The sequence below is a fragment of the Acinetobacter sp. CAU_H_78 genome (assembly GCF_058599365.1).
Map to the genome: position 1 here is coordinate 1597700 of NZ_CM178652.1, position 23196 is coordinate 1620895.

At 38.6% G+C, this 23196-nt stretch carries 26 protein-coding genes; 10 read left to right on the forward strand and 16 right to left on the reverse strand.

Annotation, left to right across the window (positions count from 1 at the left end; all coding sequences use genetic code 11):
• Position 1 precedes the first annotated feature (1 nt).
• The 4 genes from AC4MCD_RS07785 to AC4MCD_RS07800 all read right to left on the reverse strand — a co-directional run bounded on the left by AC4MCD_RS07785 (position 2) and on the right by AC4MCD_RS07800 (position 4933).
• A complete protein-coding gene (locus AC4MCD_RS07785; RefSeq protein ID WP_419365247.1) occupies positions 2–1168 on the reverse strand; it encodes an MFS transporter in 1167 nt (388 codons plus the stop codon).
• A gap of 278 nt (positions 1169–1446) precedes the next feature.
• Positions 1447–2547, reverse strand: a complete 1101-nt coding sequence (locus tag AC4MCD_RS07790; protein WP_312331940.1) for a protein NO VEIN domain-containing protein — start codon at positions 2545–2547, stop codon at positions 1447–1449.
• 1633 nt (positions 2548–4180) lie between these two features.
• Positions 4181–4522, reverse strand: a complete 342-nt coding sequence (locus AC4MCD_RS07795; RefSeq protein ID WP_419365251.1) for a hypothetical protein — start codon at positions 4520–4522, stop codon at positions 4181–4183.
• Between the two features lie 270 nt (positions 4523–4792).
• A complete protein-coding gene (locus AC4MCD_RS07800; RefSeq protein ID WP_419365253.1) occupies positions 4793–4933 on the reverse strand; it encodes a hypothetical protein in 141 nt (46 codons plus the stop codon).
• Between the two features lie 320 nt (positions 4934–5253).
• On the opposite strand from AC4MCD_RS07800, the gene AC4MCD_RS07805 reads away from it, so the two are divergent.
• The 3 genes from AC4MCD_RS07805 (at position 5254) to AC4MCD_RS07815 (ending at position 7861) form a co-directional block, all read left to right on the forward strand.
• Positions 5254–5889, forward strand: a complete 636-nt coding sequence (locus AC4MCD_RS07805; RefSeq protein ID WP_491875858.1) for an SOS response-associated peptidase — start codon at positions 5254–5256, stop codon at positions 5887–5889.
• Positions 5890–6008: 119 nt separating this feature from the next.
• Positions 6009–6566, forward strand: coding sequence for a LexA family protein (locus tag AC4MCD_RS07810; RefSeq protein ID WP_180179319.1), 558 nt, complete (start codon positions 6009–6011; stop codon positions 6564–6566).
• A complete protein-coding gene (locus AC4MCD_RS07815; RefSeq protein ID WP_491875859.1) occupies positions 6563–7861 on the forward strand; it encodes a Y-family DNA polymerase in 1299 nt (432 codons plus the stop codon). The genes AC4MCD_RS07810 and AC4MCD_RS07815 overlap by 4 nt, the downstream gene beginning before the upstream one ends.
• 97 nt (positions 7862–7958) lie before the next feature.
• Here the strand turns inward: AC4MCD_RS07815 and AC4MCD_RS07820 are convergent, their stop codons facing one another.
• From AC4MCD_RS07820 to AC4MCD_RS07835, 4 genes are all read right to left on the reverse strand, one after another.
• Complete coding sequence (locus tag AC4MCD_RS07820; protein WP_004785976.1) at positions 7959–8111, reverse strand: hypothetical protein; 153 nt, start codon at positions 8109–8111, stop codon at positions 7959–7961.
• A 215-nt stretch (positions 8112–8326) separates the two neighbouring features.
• A complete protein-coding gene (locus AC4MCD_RS07825) occupies positions 8327–8728 on the reverse strand; it encodes a helix-turn-helix domain-containing protein (protein WP_419365257.1) in 402 nt (133 codons plus the stop codon).
• 1 nt (position 8729) lies between these two features.
• Positions 8730–9020 carry a type II toxin-antitoxin system HigB family toxin gene (locus AC4MCD_RS07830; RefSeq protein ID WP_419365259.1) on the reverse strand — a complete coding sequence of 97 codons (291 nt, stop codon included), beginning with the start codon at positions 9018–9020 and terminating at the stop codon, positions 8730–8732.
• 544 nt (positions 9021–9564) lie between these two features.
• Positions 9565–9711: a hypothetical protein gene (locus AC4MCD_RS07835; RefSeq protein WP_491875860.1), complete on the reverse strand. Its 147-nt coding sequence runs from the start codon at positions 9709–9711 to the stop codon at positions 9565–9567.
• Between the two features lie 303 nt (positions 9712–10014).
• On the opposite strand from AC4MCD_RS07835, the gene AC4MCD_RS07840 reads away from it, so the two are divergent.
• Both AC4MCD_RS07840 and AC4MCD_RS07845 read left to right on the forward strand, forming a co-directional pair.
• On the forward strand, positions 10015–10947 hold the full coding sequence (locus tag AC4MCD_RS07840) for an IS5-like element IS17 family transposase (RefSeq protein ID WP_419365521.1): 933 nt from the start codon (positions 10015–10017) through the stop codon (positions 10945–10947).
• Between the two features lie 393 nt (positions 10948–11340).
• Entirely contained in the window at positions 11341–11682 is a 342-nt protein-coding gene (locus AC4MCD_RS07845) for a hypothetical protein (protein WP_491875861.1), read from the forward strand.
• Positions 11683–11774: 92 nt separating this feature from the next.
• On the opposite strand, the gene AC4MCD_RS07850 is transcribed toward AC4MCD_RS07845, so the two are convergent.
• The 3 genes from AC4MCD_RS07850 to AC4MCD_RS07860 all read right to left on the reverse strand — a co-directional run bounded on the left by AC4MCD_RS07850 (position 11775) and on the right by AC4MCD_RS07860 (position 13913).
• Positions 11775–12011: a hypothetical protein gene (locus AC4MCD_RS07850; RefSeq protein ID WP_034170363.1), complete on the reverse strand. Its 237-nt coding sequence runs from the start codon at positions 12009–12011 to the stop codon at positions 11775–11777.
• Between the two features lie 155 nt (positions 12012–12166).
• Positions 12167–13099: an IS5-like element IS17 family transposase gene (locus AC4MCD_RS07855; protein ID WP_491875862.1), complete on the reverse strand. Its 933-nt coding sequence runs from the start codon at positions 13097–13099 to the stop codon at positions 12167–12169.
• Positions 13100–13682: 583 nt separating this feature from the next.
• A complete protein-coding gene (locus AC4MCD_RS07860) occupies positions 13683–13913 on the reverse strand; it encodes a hypothetical protein (RefSeq protein WP_034702487.1) in 231 nt (76 codons plus the stop codon).
• 257 nt (positions 13914–14170) lie between these two features.
• Here AC4MCD_RS07860 and AC4MCD_RS07865 point away from each other — a divergent pair, with 257 nt between their 5' ends.
• Positions 14171–14644: a CinA family protein gene (locus AC4MCD_RS07865; RefSeq protein WP_034702490.1), complete on the forward strand. Its 474-nt coding sequence runs from the start codon at positions 14171–14173 to the stop codon at positions 14642–14644.
• 104 nt (positions 14645–14748) lie between these two features.
• Entirely contained in the window at positions 14749–15369 is a 621-nt protein-coding gene (locus AC4MCD_RS07870; protein ID WP_005100825.1) for a hypothetical protein, read from the forward strand.
• A 65-nt stretch (positions 15370–15434) separates the two neighbouring features.
• Here AC4MCD_RS07870 and prpC read toward each other — a convergent pair whose 3' ends face one another.
• A complete protein-coding gene (gene prpC / locus AC4MCD_RS07875) occupies positions 15435–16574 on the reverse strand; it encodes a bifunctional 2-methylcitrate synthase/citrate synthase (RefSeq protein ID WP_044110021.1) in 1140 nt (379 codons plus the stop codon).
• A gap of 4 nt (positions 16575–16578) precedes the next feature.
• Complete coding sequence (prpB, locus tag AC4MCD_RS07880; RefSeq protein ID WP_004785998.1) at positions 16579–17463, reverse strand: methylisocitrate lyase; 885 nt, start codon at positions 17461–17463, stop codon at positions 16579–16581.
• Positions 17464–17692: 229 nt separating this feature from the next.
• On the opposite strand from prpB, the gene AC4MCD_RS07885 reads away from it, so the two are divergent.
• From AC4MCD_RS07885 to AC4MCD_RS07895, 3 genes are all read left to right on the forward strand, one after another.
• Positions 17693–18343, forward strand: coding sequence for a TetR/AcrR family transcriptional regulator (locus AC4MCD_RS07885; protein ID WP_491875863.1), 651 nt, complete (start codon positions 17693–17695; stop codon positions 18341–18343).
• A 112-nt stretch (positions 18344–18455) separates the two neighbouring features.
• Positions 18456–19376, forward strand: a complete 921-nt coding sequence (gene argF, locus AC4MCD_RS07890; RefSeq protein ID WP_004786004.1) for an ornithine carbamoyltransferase — start codon at positions 18456–18458, stop codon at positions 19374–19376.
• Between the two features lie 104 nt (positions 19377–19480).
• Positions 19481–19954, forward strand: a complete 474-nt coding sequence (locus AC4MCD_RS07895; RefSeq protein ID WP_179992341.1) for a hypothetical protein — start codon at positions 19481–19483, stop codon at positions 19952–19954.
• Positions 19955–20033: 79 nt separating this feature from the next.
• On the opposite strand, the gene AC4MCD_RS07900 is transcribed toward AC4MCD_RS07895, so the two are convergent.
• The 3 genes from AC4MCD_RS07900 to clpS all read right to left on the reverse strand — a co-directional run bounded on the left by AC4MCD_RS07900 (position 20034) and on the right by clpS (position 23194).
• Positions 20034–20387 (reverse strand): YnfA family protein, encoded by a 354-nt coding sequence (locus tag AC4MCD_RS07900; protein WP_491875864.1) that lies wholly within the window; start codon positions 20385–20387, stop codon positions 20034–20036.
• A gap of 107 nt (positions 20388–20494) precedes the next feature.
• On the reverse strand, positions 20495–22771 hold the full coding sequence (gene clpA / locus AC4MCD_RS07905; RefSeq protein ID WP_034702512.1) for an ATP-dependent Clp protease ATP-binding subunit ClpA: 2277 nt from the start codon (positions 22769–22771) through the stop codon (positions 20495–20497).
• Positions 22772–22780: 9 nt separating this feature from the next.
• Entirely contained in the window at positions 22781–23194 is a 414-nt protein-coding gene (gene clpS / locus AC4MCD_RS07910) for an ATP-dependent Clp protease adapter ClpS (protein WP_034170359.1), read from the reverse strand.
• Between the last annotated feature and the right edge of the window lie 2 nt (positions 23195–23196).

Consider the following 23196-nt stretch of genomic DNA (forward strand, 5'->3'; position numbering starts at 1 on the left):
CTTAAACCTGCTTTTGCAGTTCGACTTTGTTGGGTAAGCCAAATACCAGCAATAGGCCCAGCAAGGTCGAGAGCGCAGCAGCAATAAAGATTGATGTTCCACCGACCTGATCCCAATAACGACCAGCTAGAATGCTGCCACTCGCTACGCCTAAGCCCCACATGGTGCTATACAGTGCCTGTCCACGGCCTTGTTGCCCAGCCGAGAAGTTCTGGAAAATAACCCGCATGGCAATCATGTGAAATAAGCCAAAACTCAGGGCATGAATGGTCTGAGCAAAAAACTGTGCCAGAAATGACGATGGAAATAAGCCTACAGTCAGCCATCTTAAACCGGTCATTAACAGGCATAGCATCACCAGATGACGCCATGACCAGCGTGTCAGAAAAAATGTAGCGTAGGCGAACATAATGATTTCAGCAATGACCCCAACCGACCAAAGCAATCCGATCTGACTGGTACTAAATCCATTCTGGCTGAGATAGTTACTATAAAAACTATAAAACGGCGCATGTGAAAACAGCATGATCAGTTCAATCAGGAAAAAACTGTATACCACCGGACGCTTAAAAATCGGCCATAAGGCTTCGAGTTTTTTCTGGGCTGTGGGTGCTGCTGTTGGTTCCTTGATAGTGAACGACCAGAGAAAAGCCAAAAATGAAATACAGAGCAATAAGACTGGTAGCATACTAATGCTGATAATTTCAAAAATTGCCCCTAAACCAAATACGCCAATAATAAATCCAATAGATCCCCACTTACGGACTTTGCCATAGAGCTCTGCCCTTTTTTCACCTAACCAGAATAAAGTTACGCCTTCAAACTGAGCCAAAATCGCATTCTGAAAGAAACTGAAAATCAGCATAAGCAAAGCGACTGACTGGAAGCTATTTGGAATGATAAAAATCATGAACCAGATACAGGCTTCCATCCAGGTAGCTATACGCACCAGCAACATGCGTTTCCCGGATTTGTCTGCAATCCACCCCCAAATAAATGGCGCAAAAAATCGGGTGACAATCGCAATCGAAGATAAAATCCCAATTTCCTGATAATTAAAGCCTTGATCTTCCAGATACAGACTCCAGAAAGGCATGAATGCGCCCACAATCGCATAATAAAAAAAGTAGAAAAAACTGAGTCTGTAATGAATAGCTAGAGATTGCATCAGACTAGATACTCATTTATTTCTGATAACTTAAAATAAATATAAGTCGCGCTGAGTTGCATTGATTGGGTCTCGGTCATATTTAAATTAACTATAGATTTATATTCATGGAATTTTAAAAGGCTCTTAAATCTTCGAAATAAATACTAGGTTACTTGACTTGAATCATAGAAATACCTAGGCATAGACAGTTTCATTAAAAGAATTAAAGAGCCTATAGCTGTTTTACAAGGCTTATGGGTCATGCATGAAAGCGGTATAGAAAGCTGTGAAGAAAATTAAAACTTATAAAAATATGAAATTGGTGTAAGTTTATTTTGATCTATCTTCCAAGGATTATATACAGATATCTCTCCGGAATTCTCTACAATTGTTAAGTCGTCTGATACTTGAATTGAATGGACAACACTTAAAATAATGTTACTGTTTCCTTGATAAAGTTCGACTTCATTTTTAGTAAAAATTACTTGAGCACCTAATGACCGAGTACCTTTTACTTCTACATAAAATTCTTTACCATTTTTATATGCTAGGAGGTCATAGGGTTTATATGCGCAGACTTTTTGCTTTTGCTCGTTATATTCTTTTACCTTAAATCCTTCATTTTCTAAATATTTTATAGTTACTACAGTAGAGTACTTTTCAATAGATTTTCTTATCTTTTCATTTTCCTCAAACCCTAATCCTTCAATCTTCTGATTTTTTGTATTCTCTTTTTCCATAATAATATCAGTATTACTTTGAAGAACTATTCCTTCATACATATTTACATATTCAATTGCTTTTGGTATCCATTCATAAATAACTGTATTGAAGTTCTTTAAAGTTTTGTCTTGTTCATACAAATAAAAACTATTAGATTGGCCAGGATTTCCTTTTCTCTCCCCATAAATTGAATGCCCTATACGATAAGCTCTATTTTTTTTAGGTAAAAGAAAAGCATCACTAGCTTTAACTTTTAAGAAATATCCATTAAGTTCTGAATTAATACCTGGTCTTGAAATATATTGTCTTTCTCTATATACCGTTGCATTTTTATACCAACCAACTATCACTGCACGCGTTACTGGGCCTCTAGCATTAACCTCTAACTCAGGGTCAGTTGTAAAAAATATCACGAGTACATTATCTACTTTAGTTTCAGACTTTCTTATTTTGGGATCAATACGTTGTAAGTTAATACTTCCAAAATTCACTCCATCTGGTTTATATCCTCCAGGCTGAAAGTAACCATAAATATAGTTTTCAACACTCAAAAAATTACATGCTTCAAAACCAATATTATCTTCATTATATTTTCCTCCACCAACAGGTCTTTCATCAGCTGCTCCTTGGTAATAACCCATATTTCCAATACGAGCAAATAATACTTTTTGCATTCTTTATATTCCCTTAATTTTAAATACATTATAGTCATAGGTTTTCTATTTTAATAATTATTAATTTGCTAAATCAGTTTGAAGTAAATAAACCTATCTGACTACTCAATGCCACCTTTCCATAATTCAGATACATATCTGCATCCTTTGACTATATCTTTCAGTACCTATTCAGGCTATGACTCTTTAAGCTTAATCCTCATGATATTATCAATATCCATAGACTTAATTGAGCATTAATTTAGCTTATTTGAGATTCTAATATTTAGACAGCTTAGCACTGTAAGATTATAAGTCTTATTAAACCTATGCTTTAACTGTTATAACATCTATCAATGTAACATTCTTACCTATTCTATGAAATTAACTTGTATATTCTTATTAATTTGAACAGGCATTCTTAATTTTACTCAAAAAAAACCCACATCATTGGGGACGATGTGGGCAGAACTCTAAATTCAAAACGTGGAGATTTTTGAACATATGGTAAAATATAGTAAAAATATTGCATGCAGTCAATCACACTTTGATATTAAGTCGATGATTAACAATCATATCGACCGATAAAATAGAAATAAGTCACTTATTCAAATTTCTAGTTAATCTCAGTCTCTTTGACCAGATCTATTACTTAGCTTAGCTAGGCTATTCAAGCCAGATACATAATAAGAAATTAAGCTAAACTTTTCTTTAGGCAATAAAAAAGCCCACATTGCTGTGGGCTCTTCCCCTTTATCATTTTGCGCTGATTCAGGATTGTTGACGAAATGTACAACGGTCAAACAATAGCCAATTCATGACAAATATAAATATATATAGAAATTAAATATCTATCCATACATAAAAAGTCTAAATTGTGATCTTTGGAGTCAATAATTTCTAGTTTGAACTTGATAAAGCTTTATTTTAGGCAACAAAAAAGCCCATCTTTCGATGAACTTCTGCAAAATAACACCTAGTAATAAGTGTGTTATCAGATCATCTGATCAATCTAATCCCCATGACTAGTTGCCCATATAAGTCTTCCTTATTCCGCTTGTTGATCTAAAAACTCTTTAACAAGATTACTTTTTTAAATTGTTGATTCCATCTCGGTGCATAATATTGATCGCTATCACCCTACTATTCACCTTGATCTCTAGTCCAAATCTTTAAACTTTTACATGAAATAAGCGATCTAAAAGTCAGCAAGACTTTCCTTGATCATGGAAAATAATAATACTGCGCAAACCGCGAACAATAGCCCTATCAAAGCAAATAAAGGATCCTGATAAATAAGACCTAAAACCATGAGAGAAACAGCAAGGATGACGAGGAAAATAATGCCGCATATTTTAAAGAGATACATATCCAGAACCTAAAGCAAAAGCTATGCTTTCAAGAAGCAATATTTATTCCTTTTTAAATAATTTTTATATTTATTATCTATATAAATTGATCAATATTCTATTTATGGGTACGAAGCTAGAGTATGAAATACGGATCTACTCAGTAACCATATTTCGAGCAAAATTCAGAAATCCAGACATTAAAAAGCCACTCTAAAGAGTGGCTCAATGATCAAATATTTTAATTGATATTCAATTATAGCGGTCATTATTTTCAAATAAGAATTTTAATAAATATTCATTCTTTACCCGAAATAATCTCGACATGCATTCCTCCATGAAAGATCAAAATATTCCTGATCTACCTGCCGTCTTTCAATCAGCACAATATTTTTATTTACTACAATAAACCTCCGATGCTTCATTTCATTCGTAGATTTATCTCTGAAACTAACCTCACCACATTCTCCCTCTTGTTGATGAAATTGAACCAGATCTGAATTGGGTAAAGCATTCCTTACCATCTCCCTAATTTTTTTTAAATCCTCATCCTGTAGGATCTTAGAGTCAGCTTCTTGCTGTGTATTTGGTTGACTACACCCCAGAAGTATTAAAGCTACAAGAGGCAAGATAATTAGTTTTTTCATAAGCTGTCCTCCTGAGAAAGAGGATCACATTATTTTTAAAGTATGGCTATTATTAAAATGAATAGTTTTGTAAACCATTCAACTTTATCAATAAATTTAATCAGGACAATTTAGAACAGATGAAAAGGAAAAATAGCTAAAAAGAGTTTGCTGTTTCTCTGAAAATAGCAAAGTTCTGAAAATTATATAAGACTTGTCAAAGATGACTTTACTGAAAGAATGAGAGACCTCACAACCTTCTCTTGCTAGTGGTGAGGTCCTTTAAAGGAATTATTCAACAGGATTTGGTGCTTGGCTATCTACCTGTTCATTCTGAGGAGCAGGATTGTTTGAACCGTCCTTTTTGTATTTCATTTTCTTATAACAATAACCCGCAAGTACACCTGCACCAATTAACGTTAATGACTTCATCTTTCACCTCATGCTCATAAATGCAAGCCTATATAACTAACATCTATATTTGTAGCTTTCCAAAGCCATTTAGAGTGTTTTTTTAAATAAAAAGTTAAATTATGTATATCTATATAGATCAAATAAAATTTTAATTTTTTTATAATATTAAATTTACTTAAAATATTCTTGAGTTAAATATTTTTAGGCTCTAAATATATACTTATAAAATAAAAATCCTGCTTGCTGATTAAAATCTAACTTACGATATTCAAATTGTTTTGCACTTATCTCTCTTATATTTTAATTATCATGATAGATCATAATGAGAGCATTCGCCCATGTGTTCAAACTATGAATTTCCCTCAAAAAGCCGTCTCTCTTTATTAGATATTCATGAAGAACAGCTCGAACTGGATATGAAAACACATGTATATCCTTTGGCTCCCGCTCCCATCATTATGCGCGGTGCTGACGAGTTTGAACTGGATATTGCACGGTTTGGGCTTATTCCTTCCTGGGCCAAAGAATTAAAGTTTGGCCGGCATACTTATAATGCCCGGACTGAAACAGTCGCCTCAAAAGCAAGCTTTCGGCATGCCTGGAAAAACAATCAGTTTGCTTTGGTACCTGTAGATACATTCTATGAACCCAAATACATTGATGGCAAATCGTATTGGTATTCTGTTTCTCGTGAAGACGGCGATCCTTTTACTGTTGCAGCCATTTATGATGATGCAATTATTGAGGGTGAAAAAGTTCGGTCTTTTTCAATGCTTACGATTAATGCAAATCAGCATCCTTTTATGAAACAGTTCCATAATCCGAATGATGAAAAACGCTCGATTATTGTGATACCGGAAGAGTCAAGACAGGACTGGTTGCACTGCGATCATAAAGAAGCAAGTGAGTTTTTCTTCGAAATGCGGGATGAATTTATTGCAAAGCCACGAGATCCCCGTTTGTCGGAAAACTGAAATATAAAAGCAGTTTAATCACTAATATCTGATTTTAAATCATTTATTTTATTTGTATAAAAATAAAGCAATCATTACAATCTTGATTAATGTAACAACAATCAAGAAGTAGCAGATTTATGACAAATTCGCATGGGGGCTTTAGAATTGGTGCAGGCAGAAAAAAGGCCGAAGAAACTAAAGTAATTCGTGTACCTGAATCTAAAGTCCTGGATATCAAAGCATACTTAAAATCACTTAAAAAAGAAAGTGAAATCAGTGATATTCGCCAGTTTGATCCCGTTACTCAAATGGAAATTCCTTTGGTCACTGAACGCGTTCAGGCTGGTTTTCCCTCACCCGCACAAGACTATATTGATAAAAAACTCGACCTGAATGAATTCCTGATCAATAACGCTAATGCTACTTTTATCGTTCGTGCCAATTCGCTGTCGATGCTGAATGCAGGCATTGATATCAATGACGCATTGATTGTAGATCGTAGTATTGAAGCGCAACATCGAGATATTGTGATTGCCTGTGTAGATAACGAATTTACGGTCAAACGGCTGATTGTCGATGTAAAGGGTTGCTGGCTAAAAGCTGAGAATGACGATTATCCCGATATTCATCCTGTAGAAGGTCAGCAATTTGAAATCTGGGGTGTGGTCACCAACGTCATTAAAAAATTCAGATGAAATATCAGCAGGAAATCTATGCGCTGATTGACGTCAATAACTGCTATGTCAGTTGTGAGCGCATATTCAATCCGAAACTAAATCATGTACCTGTGATCGTGCTATCAAATAACGATGGCTGTGTAGTCTCACGTTCGCAGGAAGCAAAAGATCTCGGCATTAAAATGGCTGTTCCATTCTTCCAGATTCGCGATATTGTCGAGCAGCATCAAGTTCAAGTGCTATCCAGCAACTATGCCCTATATGCAGAAATGTCCAAACGCTTTCATTCCATTCTGTCTGAATATGTAGCACCTGATGAACAAGAGGTTTACTCCATAGATGAATGCTTTCTGAAAATTACAGCTTATGCAAAAAATCATGATTTAACAGAATATGGTCAGGATATGCGACAGCGTATTTTGCAATGGATTGGCTTACCCGTTTGTGTCGGCATTGGCCGTTCCAAAACCGAAGCTAAATTAGCTAACCATATGGCCAAGAAAGCCAAACGCTTCAATGGGGTTTGCGACCTTTCTTCAATGCATCCACAACATAGAGATTACTTCTGGAGCTTGATTGATGTTGCTGAAGTCTGGGGGGTTGGGCGCCAGCAGAGTAAAAAGTTAAAGAACTTAGGCATACATACCGTTCTTGATTTAGCTCAGGCCGATTGTCATCGAATCGGAAAATTATTTTCAGTTGTTATGCAAAGAACTGTGATGGAATTACAGGGAATTTCCTGTATTGAACTGGAACAGGCGTGCCAGCCTAAGAAGCAGATTATTTCTTCACGCTCATCTGGTTCTCGAGTGACGGATCTTGAAGCTTTAACGGAGGCTATGAGTGATTACCTGCAAAATGCCGTCAAACGCTTGAGAGAGGATCAATCCTTATGTGGTTGCATCATTGCTTTCGCTCAATCCAATCCTTTTGACAAGAACAGACCCTTTTATCATAAATCTATCAATATCGCCTTTCCTGAACCCACTGATTCCGCTGTTGTAATGAACCGGGCATTGATGCAACAGGTGCATGAGCTATTTTCAGAAGGTGTAGAGTTTAAAAAATGCGGGGTTATTTTGACGGCGCTTGAACCTAAATCGGCCTATGTCTATGACTTGCTCTCGGACCATGCTCAGATCGAGAAAAATGAGAAGCTTCAACAAGCGCTAGAGAAAGTAAAAGAAAGATTTGGCGATCAAAAGCTGGCGATTGGAGCAGCTAAAATTCCTAACCGGACTTGGACCATGTCTCAACAGCACCTAAGTCAGAATTATTTTAGTTGGGATGGACTGTTAAAGATTGATCGTTAATTTCATCTTCCCAGTAAGGTAAAGCAGAAATTTTCCGAAACTTAAATCAAAATCTAAAAAGCCCTAAATTTAATTAGGGCTTTCTGATATTAATATCTTACTTTTGCTCCCTCAGTGGATGCTCTGGCTCGGCATTAGGCTTTTTCTCAGGTTTTACACCCTTATAGGTTGCTTGATTGCCTTTATCATCATTAGATTCTTTTTGCGGATTATCTTCTTGCTCTGTTTGGTGGTCTGCATGAGTTGTCATATATATTCCCTTTCCTCTAGATGCTTAGAAAATTATTAGGACATATAAGGTTAAACATCAATAATATTTATGTTTTCCATACATTTTAATAAACATATATTCTTCTAATCAGAGCTTATATAGACTTCTTGTTCTAATCAAAATCTGTCTGGCTGTGCAACCTGCTTCCAGAAAGCACAGCTCATAGATCAATTTAAAATTTGGTTTCTTATTACTTAAAAGAAAGTATCTGCAGAAACGTTAAAACGTTCAGACAAAGCTTTAATATGGCGGATATTGAGCTGACGTTTACCATTCAGGATTTCAGAAATGATCGACTGGGTAGCTATATCAGATAGGTCTGATTGGCTGAGGCCATGCTGTTCCATCAGGAAAGCGAGTGCAGTACGACCATCGCCTTCTGGCATTGGCAAATGCTCATGTTCATAAGCTGAGACTAAATCACCCAGTTGAAGAATCAGTCCCATTAAGGGATGCGACTCATCATCACCTACAATATCCAGAAGTTCATCTAAAGCTTCAGTAAGGGTATTAAAGTCTTCTTCAGTTTCTGGCTTGCTGAGCAATGGTGCAACATAACGCCAGTGATCAACGGCCTGTTTAATCATTGCATTCATATTAAGCCTCCTTCCAATGACCTTTATCATATTCCTGATGGGATAAGACATGGCGAATATAGACCCGTTTTGCCTGGTAGATTACAACTGCGATCAACCTGATCTTGTTGCCACCAATATCAAAGACATGAAATTTTCCGACTTTATCGACTGCGGGAAATAATCGCTTCATGTCGGCAAAATCCTTAGGATCATTGGCCTTGATAATTCGATACCAACCATCCAATGCCGTTTCAGCGTGTGGCCACTTTTGCATTGCTTCCAGAATCCGAGCGTGAGTGATCACATGCATAATTATTTATCGCATTTTGCTATATTCAAAGTATAATCTAAATATCGCATATTGCAATAACACTTAAAGCATGAATTTAGTTGAGATGAGTATTGTTATGGTCAAATCACAAGTTAAAATTAAATAAACCCTTATTTTTAATAATCTTTATTAATTATCAATATTTATGAATTAGCGTGGATATGTTGGTTCTATTTTCAAATAGCAATGATAAAAAAATGAAAACCCCGTCAATCTAAAATCTAACGGGGGTTCAACATCCATCTAAACTACGAAAGTCTAGAGAGTTAATTTAAATCTTTCAAGCAATCACGACACTTTTTGACTTCGAAATCATCGACTGTGTAATCAATTTCAGTCGCACCATGAAGACCAAATAAACAACATATAAATTGGAACATGTATTTCTCCTGACTGTGAACAGCTCGATCATAGATCGAGCTTTGTTGCTTTAAAGATAATGGCTTACAGCTCCACGATTTATTTACCTTGAAACGATTGAATCACTCACCTGTATTGCGATCGCACAGGCAAGTTATAGCCTCTAAATTTGTACACTCTCTTCATGTTTTGGCGCTTGGTCTTTGGTACCGTGATCCTTGCTCATCATCCGGCACATTTTTTCTTTACAAGATTTAAAGCAACATCCCACCATGACACCCATACCAAATGCACAGATAAATCTCATCATAGCTCTACCCTGTCTTTTCATGAAAAGAGATATATAAATAACATCTATTCATGTTTCACACTTGAACGTATTTTCAGGTTTTATGTTGTATATGAAAACTTATGTGAAGGATAAATATCGGAAAATCATCTATTTTTGACATATTTATGATCTAAAAAATAGGCCCTGTTTAACTGTCTGGATTAAACAGGGCTTTTTAACTTGCTGATTTTAAATTATTTTATCTGAGTTGTTGTAGTGGTGATAAAGGGCTTTGTTGCACAAACCTATCTGTAAAGGCTTTTTCAGCGATATAATTTTCAAATGAAGAAGCCTACACATAAAATCTACCGCACAACCAATTGGCCCGCATATAACCGAGTACTCATGAGTCGCGGAAATATTGCCATTTGGTTTGATCCTGCTACGCAATGGTATGCTCCATCAAAAGGCAAACAAGGGCGAAATCAAACCTACTCCGACGCAGCTATCCAATGCTGCTTAATGATTAAATCCTTATTCCGTCTATCTTTACGTATGGTCACTGGCTTTGTGCAAAGTCTGATTGAACTTTGCGGATTAAATTGGACCGCACCAGATTACAGTACGCTTTGTAGAAGACAAAAGCATATTGATATTGCAATCAGCTACCAAAAAAGTAGCGAGGGGCTGCATCTACTTGTAGACTCTACAGGCATGAAGTTTCTAGGTGAGGGCGAATGGAAACGCAAGAAACATGGAGCTGAATATCGTCGCCAATGGCGTAAACTACATATTGGTATAGATGCCAAAACCCTACAAATACGCGCTATTCAGCTCACGACCAATAATGTCAGTGATTCACAGGTGCTTGGTGATTTACTTAATCAGATTCCACAAGATGAGCAGATTGACTCTGTTTATACCGATGGAGCTTATGACACCAAGCAATGCCGTCAGGTCATTGCAGATCGGCAAGCACATGCGGTGATTCCACCTAGAAAAAATGCGAAACCATGGAAAGATAGAAAGAGTAGCTCGCTAGAGCGAAATGAATTACTTCGAACAGTTAAACGTTTAGGCAGGACATTATGGAAAAAATGGTCAGGCTATCATCGCCGCAGTTTGGTGGAAACCAAGATGCATTGCATCAAATTATTAGGCGATAAATTAATGGCAAGAAGCTTTCCTAGTCAGGTGAATGAAATTCATGCACGTGTAGCAGTCCTCAACCGATTTACGGAATTAGGTCGACCACTTACCCAAATTACGCCTTAAATTTGGCTCAATTAGGGGCGCTTTGCATTTCAAATCTTTGTGCAACAAAGCCGTGATAAAGTATCACTTGTCATGCATCTAATATGTATATGAAATATAGAGGCTTTTTTACCAAATGTTGAATATAGGTTATGTTTTATATTTTATTGACTATTTTTCATCAACTTAGATGCAATTAAATACAAAAAACTTTGGTTCATGTGATTTTCATTCAATCAAGTGAGTCATAAAAGCAGAGATGCAACTTATACATATTGGTAGATATTTTATTTATTTTATCAAAGTCCTTTTCATTTTTTATTTTCTCAGCTGTCAATGAGTTTAAAGGTAGGTGCTCTTTCACTCATTTCTCTTTATAATTTTTCCAACGACTGATAACAATATATTGTTGCCATGAAAATATCATTATTCATAATTGCCCTATTGGCATTGGCCATCACAGGCTGCCAAAAACAACAGGCAGATGTATCAGCTGAACCTGATCCGGCAGTGAAAGCTCAGTTTGAACAATCCGATGCCCGATTGAGTGCTTATTTAGATAAATTAGATTCTTCTACTATTAGCCTTGAGGAAAGAACACATATTTTATGTGAGGATTATCCTAAAGAATATAAAACTTATTATATGCCGGCCCTAATAAAACTGATGCCACAAGAATATGATAAGCAGGAACTACTGAAAGATCTGAAAAATGCGCTCGATTTTTATAAAGTAAAAGCCAATATTCAATGCTGATTTATTCTGAACAAGAAAAAACCGCCTTAAAGAAGGCGGTTTTTTGTAGAGATTACACAGCTTAGATATAAACGCTGTAGCTTTAACTAATCTTATTGATTACGCAAATTTTGCTGCTGGTTATCTTGTTGTGGCTGTTGCTGTTGTTGCTGATTGCGTTGCTGGTCCTGTTGGCCCTGCTGACGCTGTTGGTTTTGCTGTCCCTGCGGCTGTTGTTGCTGCTGGTTCGGCTGTTGCTGATTTTGATTCTGGTTTTGCTGACGTTGTTGGTCTTGCTGTTGTTGTTGGTTCTGTTGGTCTTGCTGATTTTGCTGTTGATTATTAGCCATGGTGTAACTCCTTACTATTTGCTTTAAATCGCCGATGATTAGGTTTCGACTTAATATTTACTCTACCTATTTTTAAAAATTCGCCAAGTTATTACCTGTTACAGGCTTTGTTGCACAAAGATTTGAAATGCAAAGCGCCCCTAATTGAGCCAAATTTAAGGCGTAATTTGGGTAAGTGGTCGACCTAATTCCGTAAATCGGTTGAGGACTGCTACACGTGCATGAATTTCATTCACCTGACTAGGAAAGCTTCTTGCCATTAATTTATCGCCTAATAATTTGATGCAATGCATCTTGGTTTCCACCAAACTGCGGCGATGATAGCCTGACCATTTTTTCCATAATGTCCTGCCTAAACGTTTAACTGTTCGAAGTAATTCATTTCGCTCTAGCGAGCTACTCTTTCTATCTTTCCATGGTTTCGCATTTTTTCTAGGTGGAATCACCGCATGTGCTTGCCGATCTGCAATGACCTGACGGCATTGCTTGGTGTCATAAGCTCCATCGGTATAAACAGAGTCAATCTGCTCATCTTGTGGAATCTGATTAAGTAAATCACCAAGCACCTGTGAATCACTGACATTATTGGTCGTGAGCTGAATAGCGCGTATTTGTAGGGTTTTGGCATCTATACCAATATGTAGTTTACGCCATTGGCGACGATATTCAGCTCCATGTTTCTTGCGTTTCCATTCGCCCTCACCTAGAAACTTCATGCCTGTAGAGTCTACAAGTAGATGCAGCCCCTCGCTACTTTTTTGGTAGCTGATTGCAATATCAATATGCTTTTGTCTTCTACAAAGCGTACTGTAATCTGGTGCGGTCCAATTTAATCCGCAAAGTTCAATCAGACTTTGCACAAAGCCAGTGACCATACGTAAAGATAGACGGAATAAGGATTTAATCATTAAGCAGCATTGGATAGCTGCGTCGGAGTAGGTTTGATTTCGCCCTTGTTTGCCTTTTGATGGAGCATACCATTGCGTAGCAGGATCAAACCAAATGGCAATATTTCCGCGACTCATGAGTACTCGGTTATATGCGGGCCAATTGGTTGTGAGGTAGATTTTATGTGTAGGCTTCTTCATTTGAAAATTATATCGCTGAAAAAGCCTTTACAGATAGGTTTGTGCAACAAAGCCCCTGTTACATATTAATTCAATGTAAAAAAGGTAAGTTAAGTAATTGAAGTCTGGATTTATAAGAAACATAAATTACTTTTAATAATAGAATGAACACATATTGAAAGCTTTCTATCTTTTATAAATTTTATTTTTCAATTAAAGTCATAACTTAATCAAAAAATTGTATATAAACTTAAATTTAAAATAAAATTTAGAAATACATTTTGCTACTTATATAAAATATGATTATATTTATAAGATATTGAATTTTATTAATTATTTAAAATTATAATTTCTTATACATGTTTAATCTAATTTTCTAAAAATTAGATCATTAAATATAAAAACGAAAAAACCATTTTTAAATAGCAGAATATATTACATAGAATCACAAATAAGGCCTTTTCAGTTGCCAATTTACCTTGACTTTATATTTTTAAAATTATTATTAGATTTTTTTATTAAATCTAATCAAATTTTATTTTAACGACCTTTATCCAATAAATAAGCCTCTTATTTTAAGAGGCTTATTTTTAATAAGTTATTTTTAGATTGCGACCACTTTTACAATAATGGTTTGGCTTTCTTCTTGCTCTTCGGCTAGATATAAACGCTTTAATTCTTTGCTTTTAACTTTAAACTTTAAATTCTGGTAATGAATGATGCTTGGGATCTGATCAAAATATTGACCATCTGCCTCAATTTCTTCCTGAAATAAAGGAGTACCCAGTTGATAATCTAGGCTTTTTAATACGGAATACTTTACTGTGGTTTTCATTCTTACAACCTACTTTCCTTTCGCACTTTATTTTTATTTTTACCACTGATCAGAGCAAGTTAAAACCATTAATTTTAAATATTGTCCAAGCATTAAGCAATCAGTTTAACAACTGCCAAACTTACGTTTAGAATACTAAAATTACAAAAATATTTTACCTTTCATCATAATAAAGAAATAATCTCACAGTTGATACAAAAGCAAAATGGGACTACATTGGAATAATAAAGATTACCTTCTAAGACAAAATAGACATTATGATTAAAACATGTTGTGGCCTGCTGGAACAAAGAAACATCAAGATTGCTTTTATCGAAAGTGCAAGTTCTGGCTATTTAACCAGTCAGTTTTCAATTTGCAAAAATGAAGGTGCTGAAATCTTGTTGGGAGGCCTGGTATGCTACGATCCGTCCGTGAAGATCAATGTTTTGGGAATTTCTCCGAATCTGATTAGCACCCATTCAGCTGAATCCATGCCTGTAACGGTTGCTCTGGCTGAGGCAGGCAAAAAAATGTTTCAGGAGGCGGACTGGATTATTGCTTGTACAGGCTTGCTTAAACCAGGCGGTAGTGCAACACCTGATAAGCCGGAAGGTACTTTCTTTGCCGCTGTTTATGATGGTCTTCAAACTCACCAGTTCCAGTATTATATTAAAGGCACACCACAGGAACGTCTCAATAAACTGGCAGCCGTCATCGCACATGACATGATTAATCTACTCAACACCTAAAGCCAAAACTGTTTATATTGAGTGCTGATCAAACTTCATTATTTCTACCGTATTTTAAGATAGATTGGCATGATCAAATGCCAATCTATTTTTTTGAGGGTGGAATGACCATGAATATTAAAACCGCACTGCTTCTGCTCCCTCTGAGCTTGCCCAGTCTGGCTTTCGCTACTGTAGGCGGCCCACAAAATATTGAAGTTCTAGGCTATGAAGTCAAAGAACAGAAGCTTTATATCATGCGTCATTATCTTGATGGTCGTGGACGCTTGCCTCAACTGTATTATTATAATTTTAAATCCCAAAAACCAAATCAACTGGTTCAGGTCAATTCCTTATATATCAATCCTAAAACCAAGCGCATCGATTATGATCAAGACAGTCGCAAGTTTGATCAGGACATTGCCAAAATCAAAAAACGTTTAGTTCCATTAAATCCAATTCAAAAATCAAAGCCACAGCTTAAGGTGTTAAAGACAACGAAAGGTAGCGCGCCTGCCTGGCATGATCCTCAGGAAAAAGTGCCAAAATGGACCTATCAATATCAAGTAAAATCCAGCTTACAAAAAAGTCCGGTTCAGCAAGCAGTCAGTTATCAGCAAGGCTTGAAAATTAGCCAGGCCTATAAAGTTCCGAAACAGAATAAAACCCTGGTAATAGTAAAGTATCTGGGTATTCCTTTTGAAACAGGTTATAGCATTGAAGATCCGGCACTGTTAAGTCGATAACAGAATTCACTAATAAAAATAAGGTCTCAATTGAGACCTTATTTTTATTCTAGGACATTTACGGATCAAGCCGCTGTAGAACGCTCAGCGATTGGCACTACTTTACGTAGTTCTGGACCGGTATAGTCCGCGCTTGGACGGATAATACGGTTATCTGCACGCTGTTCCATCACATGCGCTGCCCAACCTGTCACACGTGACATAACAAAGATCGGGGTAAACAACTTGGTTGGAATGCCCATGAAATGATAAGCCGAAGCATGGAAGAAATCCGCATTACAGAATAATTTCTTCTCACGCCACATGACTTCTTCGCAGCGCACTGACACTGGATAAAGTACGGTATCACCGACATCTTTGGCTAAACGCTCCGACCAGACTTTAATAATGCCATTACGCGGATCATTGTCCTTATAGATCGCATGACCGAAGCCCATGATTTTTTCTTTACGTTCCAGCATGCCCAGCATTTCACGTTCAGCTTCTTCAGGCGACTTCCAGTTTTCGATCATGTCCATCGCAGCTTCGTTGGCACCGCCATGTAGAGGGCCACGCAAGGAACCGATTGCACCGGTAATACAGGAATGCATATCTGACAGCGTTGATGCACACACACGAGCGGTAAAAGTCGAAGCATTGAATTCATGCTCTGCATACAGAATCAAGGAAACATTCATTACCTGTTCATGTAGCTCATTTGGTTTTTCACCATGCAGAAGATGCAGGAACTGTGCACCAATCGAATCATCGTCAGTATTTTCTTCAATACGTACGCCGTCATGACTATAACGATACCAGTAACAAATGATTGCCGGCAAAGTTGCCAAAATGCGGTCTGCGATATCCTGTTGCTGCTCAAAAGACTGCTCAGTTTCAAGATTGCCCAGCATAGAAACGCCAGTACGCATCACATCCATTGGATGCGAGTCGGCAGGAATACGCTCAAGGACTTCTTTTAATGCCTGAGGTAAAGTGCGCAAGGATTTCAGTTTGGCTTTGTAGGCAGCCAATTGCTCTGCTGTCGGCAATTCTCCGAAGAAAATCAGATAAGCGACTTCTTCAAACTGGCAATGTTCAGCCAGATCCTGCACGTCATAGCCGCGATAGGTCAGACCTGCGCCACTTTTGCCTACTGTTGAAAGTGAGGTTTTACCTGCCACTTGTCCGCGCAATCCTGCGCCAGTGAGTACTTTTCCTTCAGCCATTGTTTTAATTCTCCTGCTTGAACAGTTTATCTAATGTGTTTTCAAAGCTGTGATAATCTAAAAATTCGTATAATTCTTTACGCGGTTGCATTTTATCCAGAACATGCACCTGTGTACCATTTTCACGCACTGAGCGCATCACTTCCAGTGCCGCTTTTTGCATCGCACGGGTGGCTGATAGCGGGTAAAGTACCATGCGAATACCCTGCTCAGCCAGTTCTTCAGTGGTGTAATATGGGGTATCACCAAATTCGGTAATATTGGCCAATACTGGGACACCAACTGCATCACATACGGTGCGATACATCGTAATATCCGTCATTGCCTCAGCAAAAATGGCATCTGCACCTGCTTCGACACAGGCACAAGCACGGTCAATCACTGCCTGCAGACCTTCTTTCTGTAATGCATCGGTACGTGCCATCACCACAAAGTTTGAATCGGTTTTAGCATCGACTGCCGCCTTGATCCGGTCAACCATTTCCTGTTGGGTCACAATTTCCTTATTCGGACGATGACCACAACGCTTTTGCGCAACCTGGTCTTCGATATGCACAGCTGCAGCGCCAGCAGCAATCATCTGCTTGATGCTACGTGCGATGTTAAATGCACCGCCCCAGCCTGTATCGATATCGACCAGTAAGGGTGTATCTACACGTTCAGTAATGCGACGCACATCTTCCAGAACATTATCCAGACTGGTCATGCCTAGATCAGGTAGACCGTAAGAATAGTTGGCAACACCGGCACCAGAGAGATAAATGGCTTTATAACCGACCTGTTTGGCCATCATGGCAGCATAGGCATTCACTGTGCCCATAATTTGTAATGGTTTTTCGACTTCAAGCGCTTGTCTAAACTTTAAACCTGCAGACATTTGTTCTGTCATCTTCCCTTCCACAGTCTTGGCTATAATTATTGAGATTTGAGTATACCGATTTGGAACCATGATGCTATAAGCCAATAGAATAAAAACTCTAAAACTTTAGTCAAACTTTTAAGTTTTACTTGATTCACTGAATAAATTCCGCCTTCATCCGGTCCGATTGTGAAATCTGCGGATATATTTGTTATGATGAACTACCAAGTTTATATAACCTGTTGATATACCATCCTCTATGCAAAACCTTGTTCATCTGGAACCACTCGCCAAAGATCTGCCACAAACCAAACGTGGTCATGAGCGCTGCGTTGCGCTGCTGGTCTCTGCGACCGAACTGTTTCTGGAACATGGTTATGATGCAGTTTCTCTTGATGATATTGTCCAGCATGCAGGCGGTTCCAAGGCTTCTATTTACAAGTACTTTGGCAACAAAGAAGGCTTGTTTAAGGCCATTTGCGATTATCGTCGTATCAAGTTTTTTGAAGATATCAGTATTCCGATCGAGCTGATGGCGCTGGATTTTCGTAGTTATCTGGTACATACGCTGCTTAATTTTTATCATCAGATCATGCAACCGGAAAATTCAGCCTTTATGCGTCTGGTGCTGGAACAGAGTCAGCGTAATCCGGAACTCGCGCAGCATATTCATGAACGAGGCCCAGTACATGTACAAAGTTCCATTGCTACCGCACTCGAACAGGCACATGAACAAGGTTTGCTGTATTGTGAAAATCCGCAATATTCTGCCCAGTTATATTTTGGCATTTTGCGTAATCTGGAATGGCGGATTCTAATGGGAATTACCATAGAGGAAGATGATCAAGAAATCGACAAATACATCAGTTATTGCGTGGATCGCTTTTTAGACGGTCATCAAAAAGTCTAGTTTTTTTGCAATTTCCTGTTCATATAGTATATTAGCCGATTCCGTATTTTTTCTTAAACTAACCAACAACTGATTGTTGATCGAGTTTTCGGCAATTATTGTGGAGTAACGAATGGCTCTCCGTCACTTTCTCACCTTACGCGATTTATCAACTTTAGAACTGAACCAGATTTTACAGCGCGCAATCGAGCTTAAGCGCAAACAGCACAATAATGAAGTGTTCCAACCCTTTGTTGGTAAAGTCATGGGCATGATTTTCGAAAAATCGAGTACCCGTACGCGTGTTTCGTTTGAAGCAGGCATGAGCCAATTCGGTGGTAGCGCCATCTTCCTGTCTTCACGTGATACCCAGTTGGGTCGCGGTGAGCCAATTGAAGATTCTGCACGTGTGATTTCCAGCATGCTGGATATTGTGATGATCCGTACTTTCGGTCACGATATCGTAGAACGCTTTGCTTCTTATTCAAAAGTTCCAGTGATCAATGCTTTGACTGATGATCATCACCCTTGCCAGTTACTTGCTGACATGCAGACATATCTGGAACATCGTGGTTCAATCGAAGGTAAAACCGTTGCCTGGATCGGCGATGGTAATAATATGTGTAACTCTTATATCGAAGCAGCGCACATGTGGGGCTTCAAGTTAAAAGTTGCAGCACCAAAAGGCTATGAGCCTCAAGAACAGTTCCTGTCTGAATTCGCACACTGTGTAGAACTGGTCGATACTGCTGAAGATGCAGCAGTTAATGCCGACCTGATCGTCACTGACGTTTGGGCAAGTATGGGCCAGGAAGAAGAACAGAAAATCCGTGAAAAAGCTTTTGCGGACTATCAGGTGAATGAACGCCTAATGGATCTTGCACACCCAGACTGCCTGTTCATGCATTGCTTACCTGCGCATCGTGGTGAAGAAATTTCTGAAAACATGCTGGATCACAAAAATGCTGTGGTTTGGGATGAAGCAGAAAACCGCCTTCATGCACAAAAAGCACTGGTTGAATTCCTGTTGAATGAAAACCTGAAAAAAGACTGATTCCTTCAAAAAAATCTTCACAAATTAAGCACCAATCTCTGGTGCTTTTTTTGTTTCAGCTCTTATAATCAGAATTGAAACGACATAAAAAGTGATGCGATACAATGCAAAAAAAATATTGGACTTTGGCACTCCTGGCAGGTTTTAGTAGTGCTGCTTTACCGGTGTATGCTTCTGAATTCGACCAGTATCTCCAAGGAAAAGGCATTCTAGACAGCAAGTTTAAAATTGAGAAAAAAGCTGAGCTGAACGAGCTGCTTACCGTGCTAAGTGCGGAAGATTCCAAGACTTTACCGCTACAGATCGATCAGAATACAATCATAGAGCAGTTACAACTTACAGCCAATAAAACGACGCTTAAAGGCATGATCACCACACCCGACTTTAGCCAGTTTGAGAAAGACTTAGGCCGTAAAGAAGTCCTTAAGGTGATTCGTAATAATCTTCTAAATAACTGCCAGATCTTTTTTGAACATCGCTATCAGATCGTCAATCCTTATAAAATCGAACTTAGTCTCAGCTCCCAAACGCATACTTATAATGTAGATCTCTCCCAGAAAGACTGTAATGTAAAATAATCTTGTCTAGAATCAATAAAGGCAGCTAAAGCTGCCTTTGTTTTTAAATAAATTCTAATTGGGAAACATAACCAGATGATCAACGAATCAAACCTTGTGGCTGTAATATAATAATCAGTGCTCCTAGAATCACTACTATTCCACCAAGCAGATCCCAACGTGAAAGGCTGACCTGATCAACGAATTTCAGCCACATCAATGCTGAGAAAATATAGATTCCCCCATAGGCGGCATAAATACGCCCAGAAGCCGCCGGATGCAAAGTCAAAAGCCAGACGAACGCAGCTAAGGCTAATGCCGTTGGAATCCATAGCCACTGGCTCTTCGCCTGATTTAAAATCAGGTAGGGAAAATAACAGCCTAAAATTTCCATCAATGCCGTTAATAAAAACAGAAAAAACGTAGTTAAAAGCTTGCTAATCTGGATATCCATATATTTCGCTAAATCAGAAACTCTTTAAACCAAGAGTACATAAATTAAGGGCAAATAAAACAACAAAACCCGTGCGAACACGGGTCTGATGATGATCTATTCAATGATTAAGCTGGTTCAGCAGTCTGATCTTCGAAGACTTCAAGTTTCAGACCGACAGATTTACCATTTTCTTTCTTCACAGAAACTGAAACGTTACCACCATTTTCAGCCAGTTCACCAAACAGGATCATTTCAGCCAGTGGTTTTTTCAGATGTTCCTGAATCAGACGCTGCATTGGTCGAGCACCCATCAAACGGTCATAGCCATTTTCAGCCATCCATTCGCGTGCGCTTTGATCCACCTCCAGCACCACTTTCTTCTCATCCAGTTGTGCCTGAAGTTCAGTCAGGAATTTATCCACGACATTTTCAATAATGGTATTCGGCAATGCCTTGAACTGAATTACACCGTCCAAACGGTTACGGAATTCTGGCGAGAAGGCTTTCTTCATCGCTTCCTGATTGTCATTACTGTTGTCCTGTTCCATGAAACCAATGCTGACACGAGAAATACTTTCCGCACCAATATTAGTCGTTAGAACCAGTACCACATTACGGAAATCGGATTTGCGACCATTATTATCCGTTAAGGAACCATGATCCATGATTTGTAATAACAGGTTGAATACATCTGGATGCGCTTTTTCGATCTCATCTAGAAGTAATACACAATGCGGATTTTTGTGAATCGCATCGGTCAGCAAACCACCTTGGTCAAAACCGACATAACCTGGAGGCGCACCGATCAGACGAGAGACTGCGTGACGTTCCATGTATTCGGACATGTCAAAACGTACTAACTCTACACCCAGAATTTTCGCCAATTGCTTGGTGACTTCAGTTTTACCTACACCTGTTGGACCGGCAAAGACAAAACTACCCACTGGCTTATCAGGCGATTTCAAACCTGCACGTGACAGTTTGATTGCAGAAGCTAAAGCTTCAATTGCTTCATCTTGGCCGAAGACCACACGTTTCAGATCACGCTCAAGGTTTTCTAGCACAGACTTATCATCTTTAGATACGGTTTTCGGTGGAATACGGGCAATCTTGGACACAATGTCTTCGATGTTTTCAACCGTAATTAAGCTGTCATCTTGCTCAGCTTTCAGACGACGTTGTGCACCGGCTTCATCAATCACATCAATCGCTTTATCTGGCAAGAAACGGTCATTAATAAATTTCGCTGACAGCTCAACCGCAGAAACCAGGGCCTGATCGTCATACTGTACATGGTGGAAATCTTCAAATTTAGATTTCAGGCCACGCAAGATATCAATTGTTTCTGTAATCGAAGGCTCATTCACATCTATTTTTTGGAACCGACGTGACAAGGCATGGTCTTTTTCAAAGACCTGACGATATTCCTGGAATGTGGTTGAACCGATACAACGCAATGAACCATTTGCCAATGCAGGCTTGATTAGATTCGATGCATCCATGGTGCTGCCCATGCTTGAACCTGCACCGATGATCATATGAATTTCATCAATAAACAGCACCGCATCCGGTTTTTTCTTCAAGGCATTTAATAGTTGTTTTAAACGCTTTTCGAAATCACCACGGTATTTAGTTCCCGCCACCAGTGCACCGATGTCTAGGCTATAAATTTCAGCATTTTCCAGTGGCTTAGGTGCCTTGCCATTCACAATTAACCAAGCCAGACCTTCAGCAATCGACGTTTTACCTACACCTGGATCACCGACAAGTAAGGGATTATTTTTACGACGGCGGCATAAAATTTGCGCTGCCCGCTCAATTTCTTTCTCACGACCAATCAATGGATCTGTCTTGCCGCGTTGAGCTTCCTGATTCAGGTTTGTCGTATATAACTCTAGCGGACCAGAATTATTGGAAGAAGCCGATTCACCGTCCAGTTCTTCAATTTCTTCTTCAGACTGTACTTCGTCTTTACGTGTACCATGAGAAAGGTACTGAGTTAAAGTCAGACGGTTAATCTGATGACGTTTAAGCAGATAAACCGCAAAAGAATCACGCTCAGAATACATCGCAACCAGAATATCGGCACCTTCTACAGTACGATCACCGCCACTGGATTGAACATGGAAAATTGCACGTTGCAAAATCCGGTCAAAACTTTCTGTAGGATGAGGTGCCTGATCACTATTTTCACCGAGTTTAGGGGTATGTTGTTCTACGTACTCTTCTAATTCTTTACGCAAAACGATAATATCTGCGCCACATGCTTTTAAGGCATTCACGGCAGAATCATTGTCGAGTAAAGCTAATAATAAATGTTCTACGGTCAGGAACTCATGTCTCTTTTGACGAGCCATGCTGACAGCCAAACGTAGTGATACTTCTAATTGACGACTGAGCATGCAACCCCCTTAATCTTTCGGCTCAATCTGGCAAAGTAAAGGATGACCTTGAGATCGAGCGTAATTATTGACTTGGTTCGCTTTGGTTTCCGCAATGTCTCGAGGATAGACCCCAGCTACACCTTTTCCTTCATAATGTACAGTTAGCATTACTTGTGTAGCTTGGTCAAGATTCATTGCAAAGTATTGTTGTAAAATTTCAATTACAAACTCCATGGGAGTGTAGTCGTCATTCAATAATACCACTGCATACATCGGTGGACGCTTCAGTTCAGGAGGTGCAGTCTGAACTGCAAGATCAGCGTCATCATCGTGAAAAGGCTCGTCTGTTAAACGCGGGCTAATATGCCAATCAACCATGCCGGACTCGTAAAAAGAATTTTTGATCTCACTTAAACATTTTGGACGTTTATTGCTTGGCATAC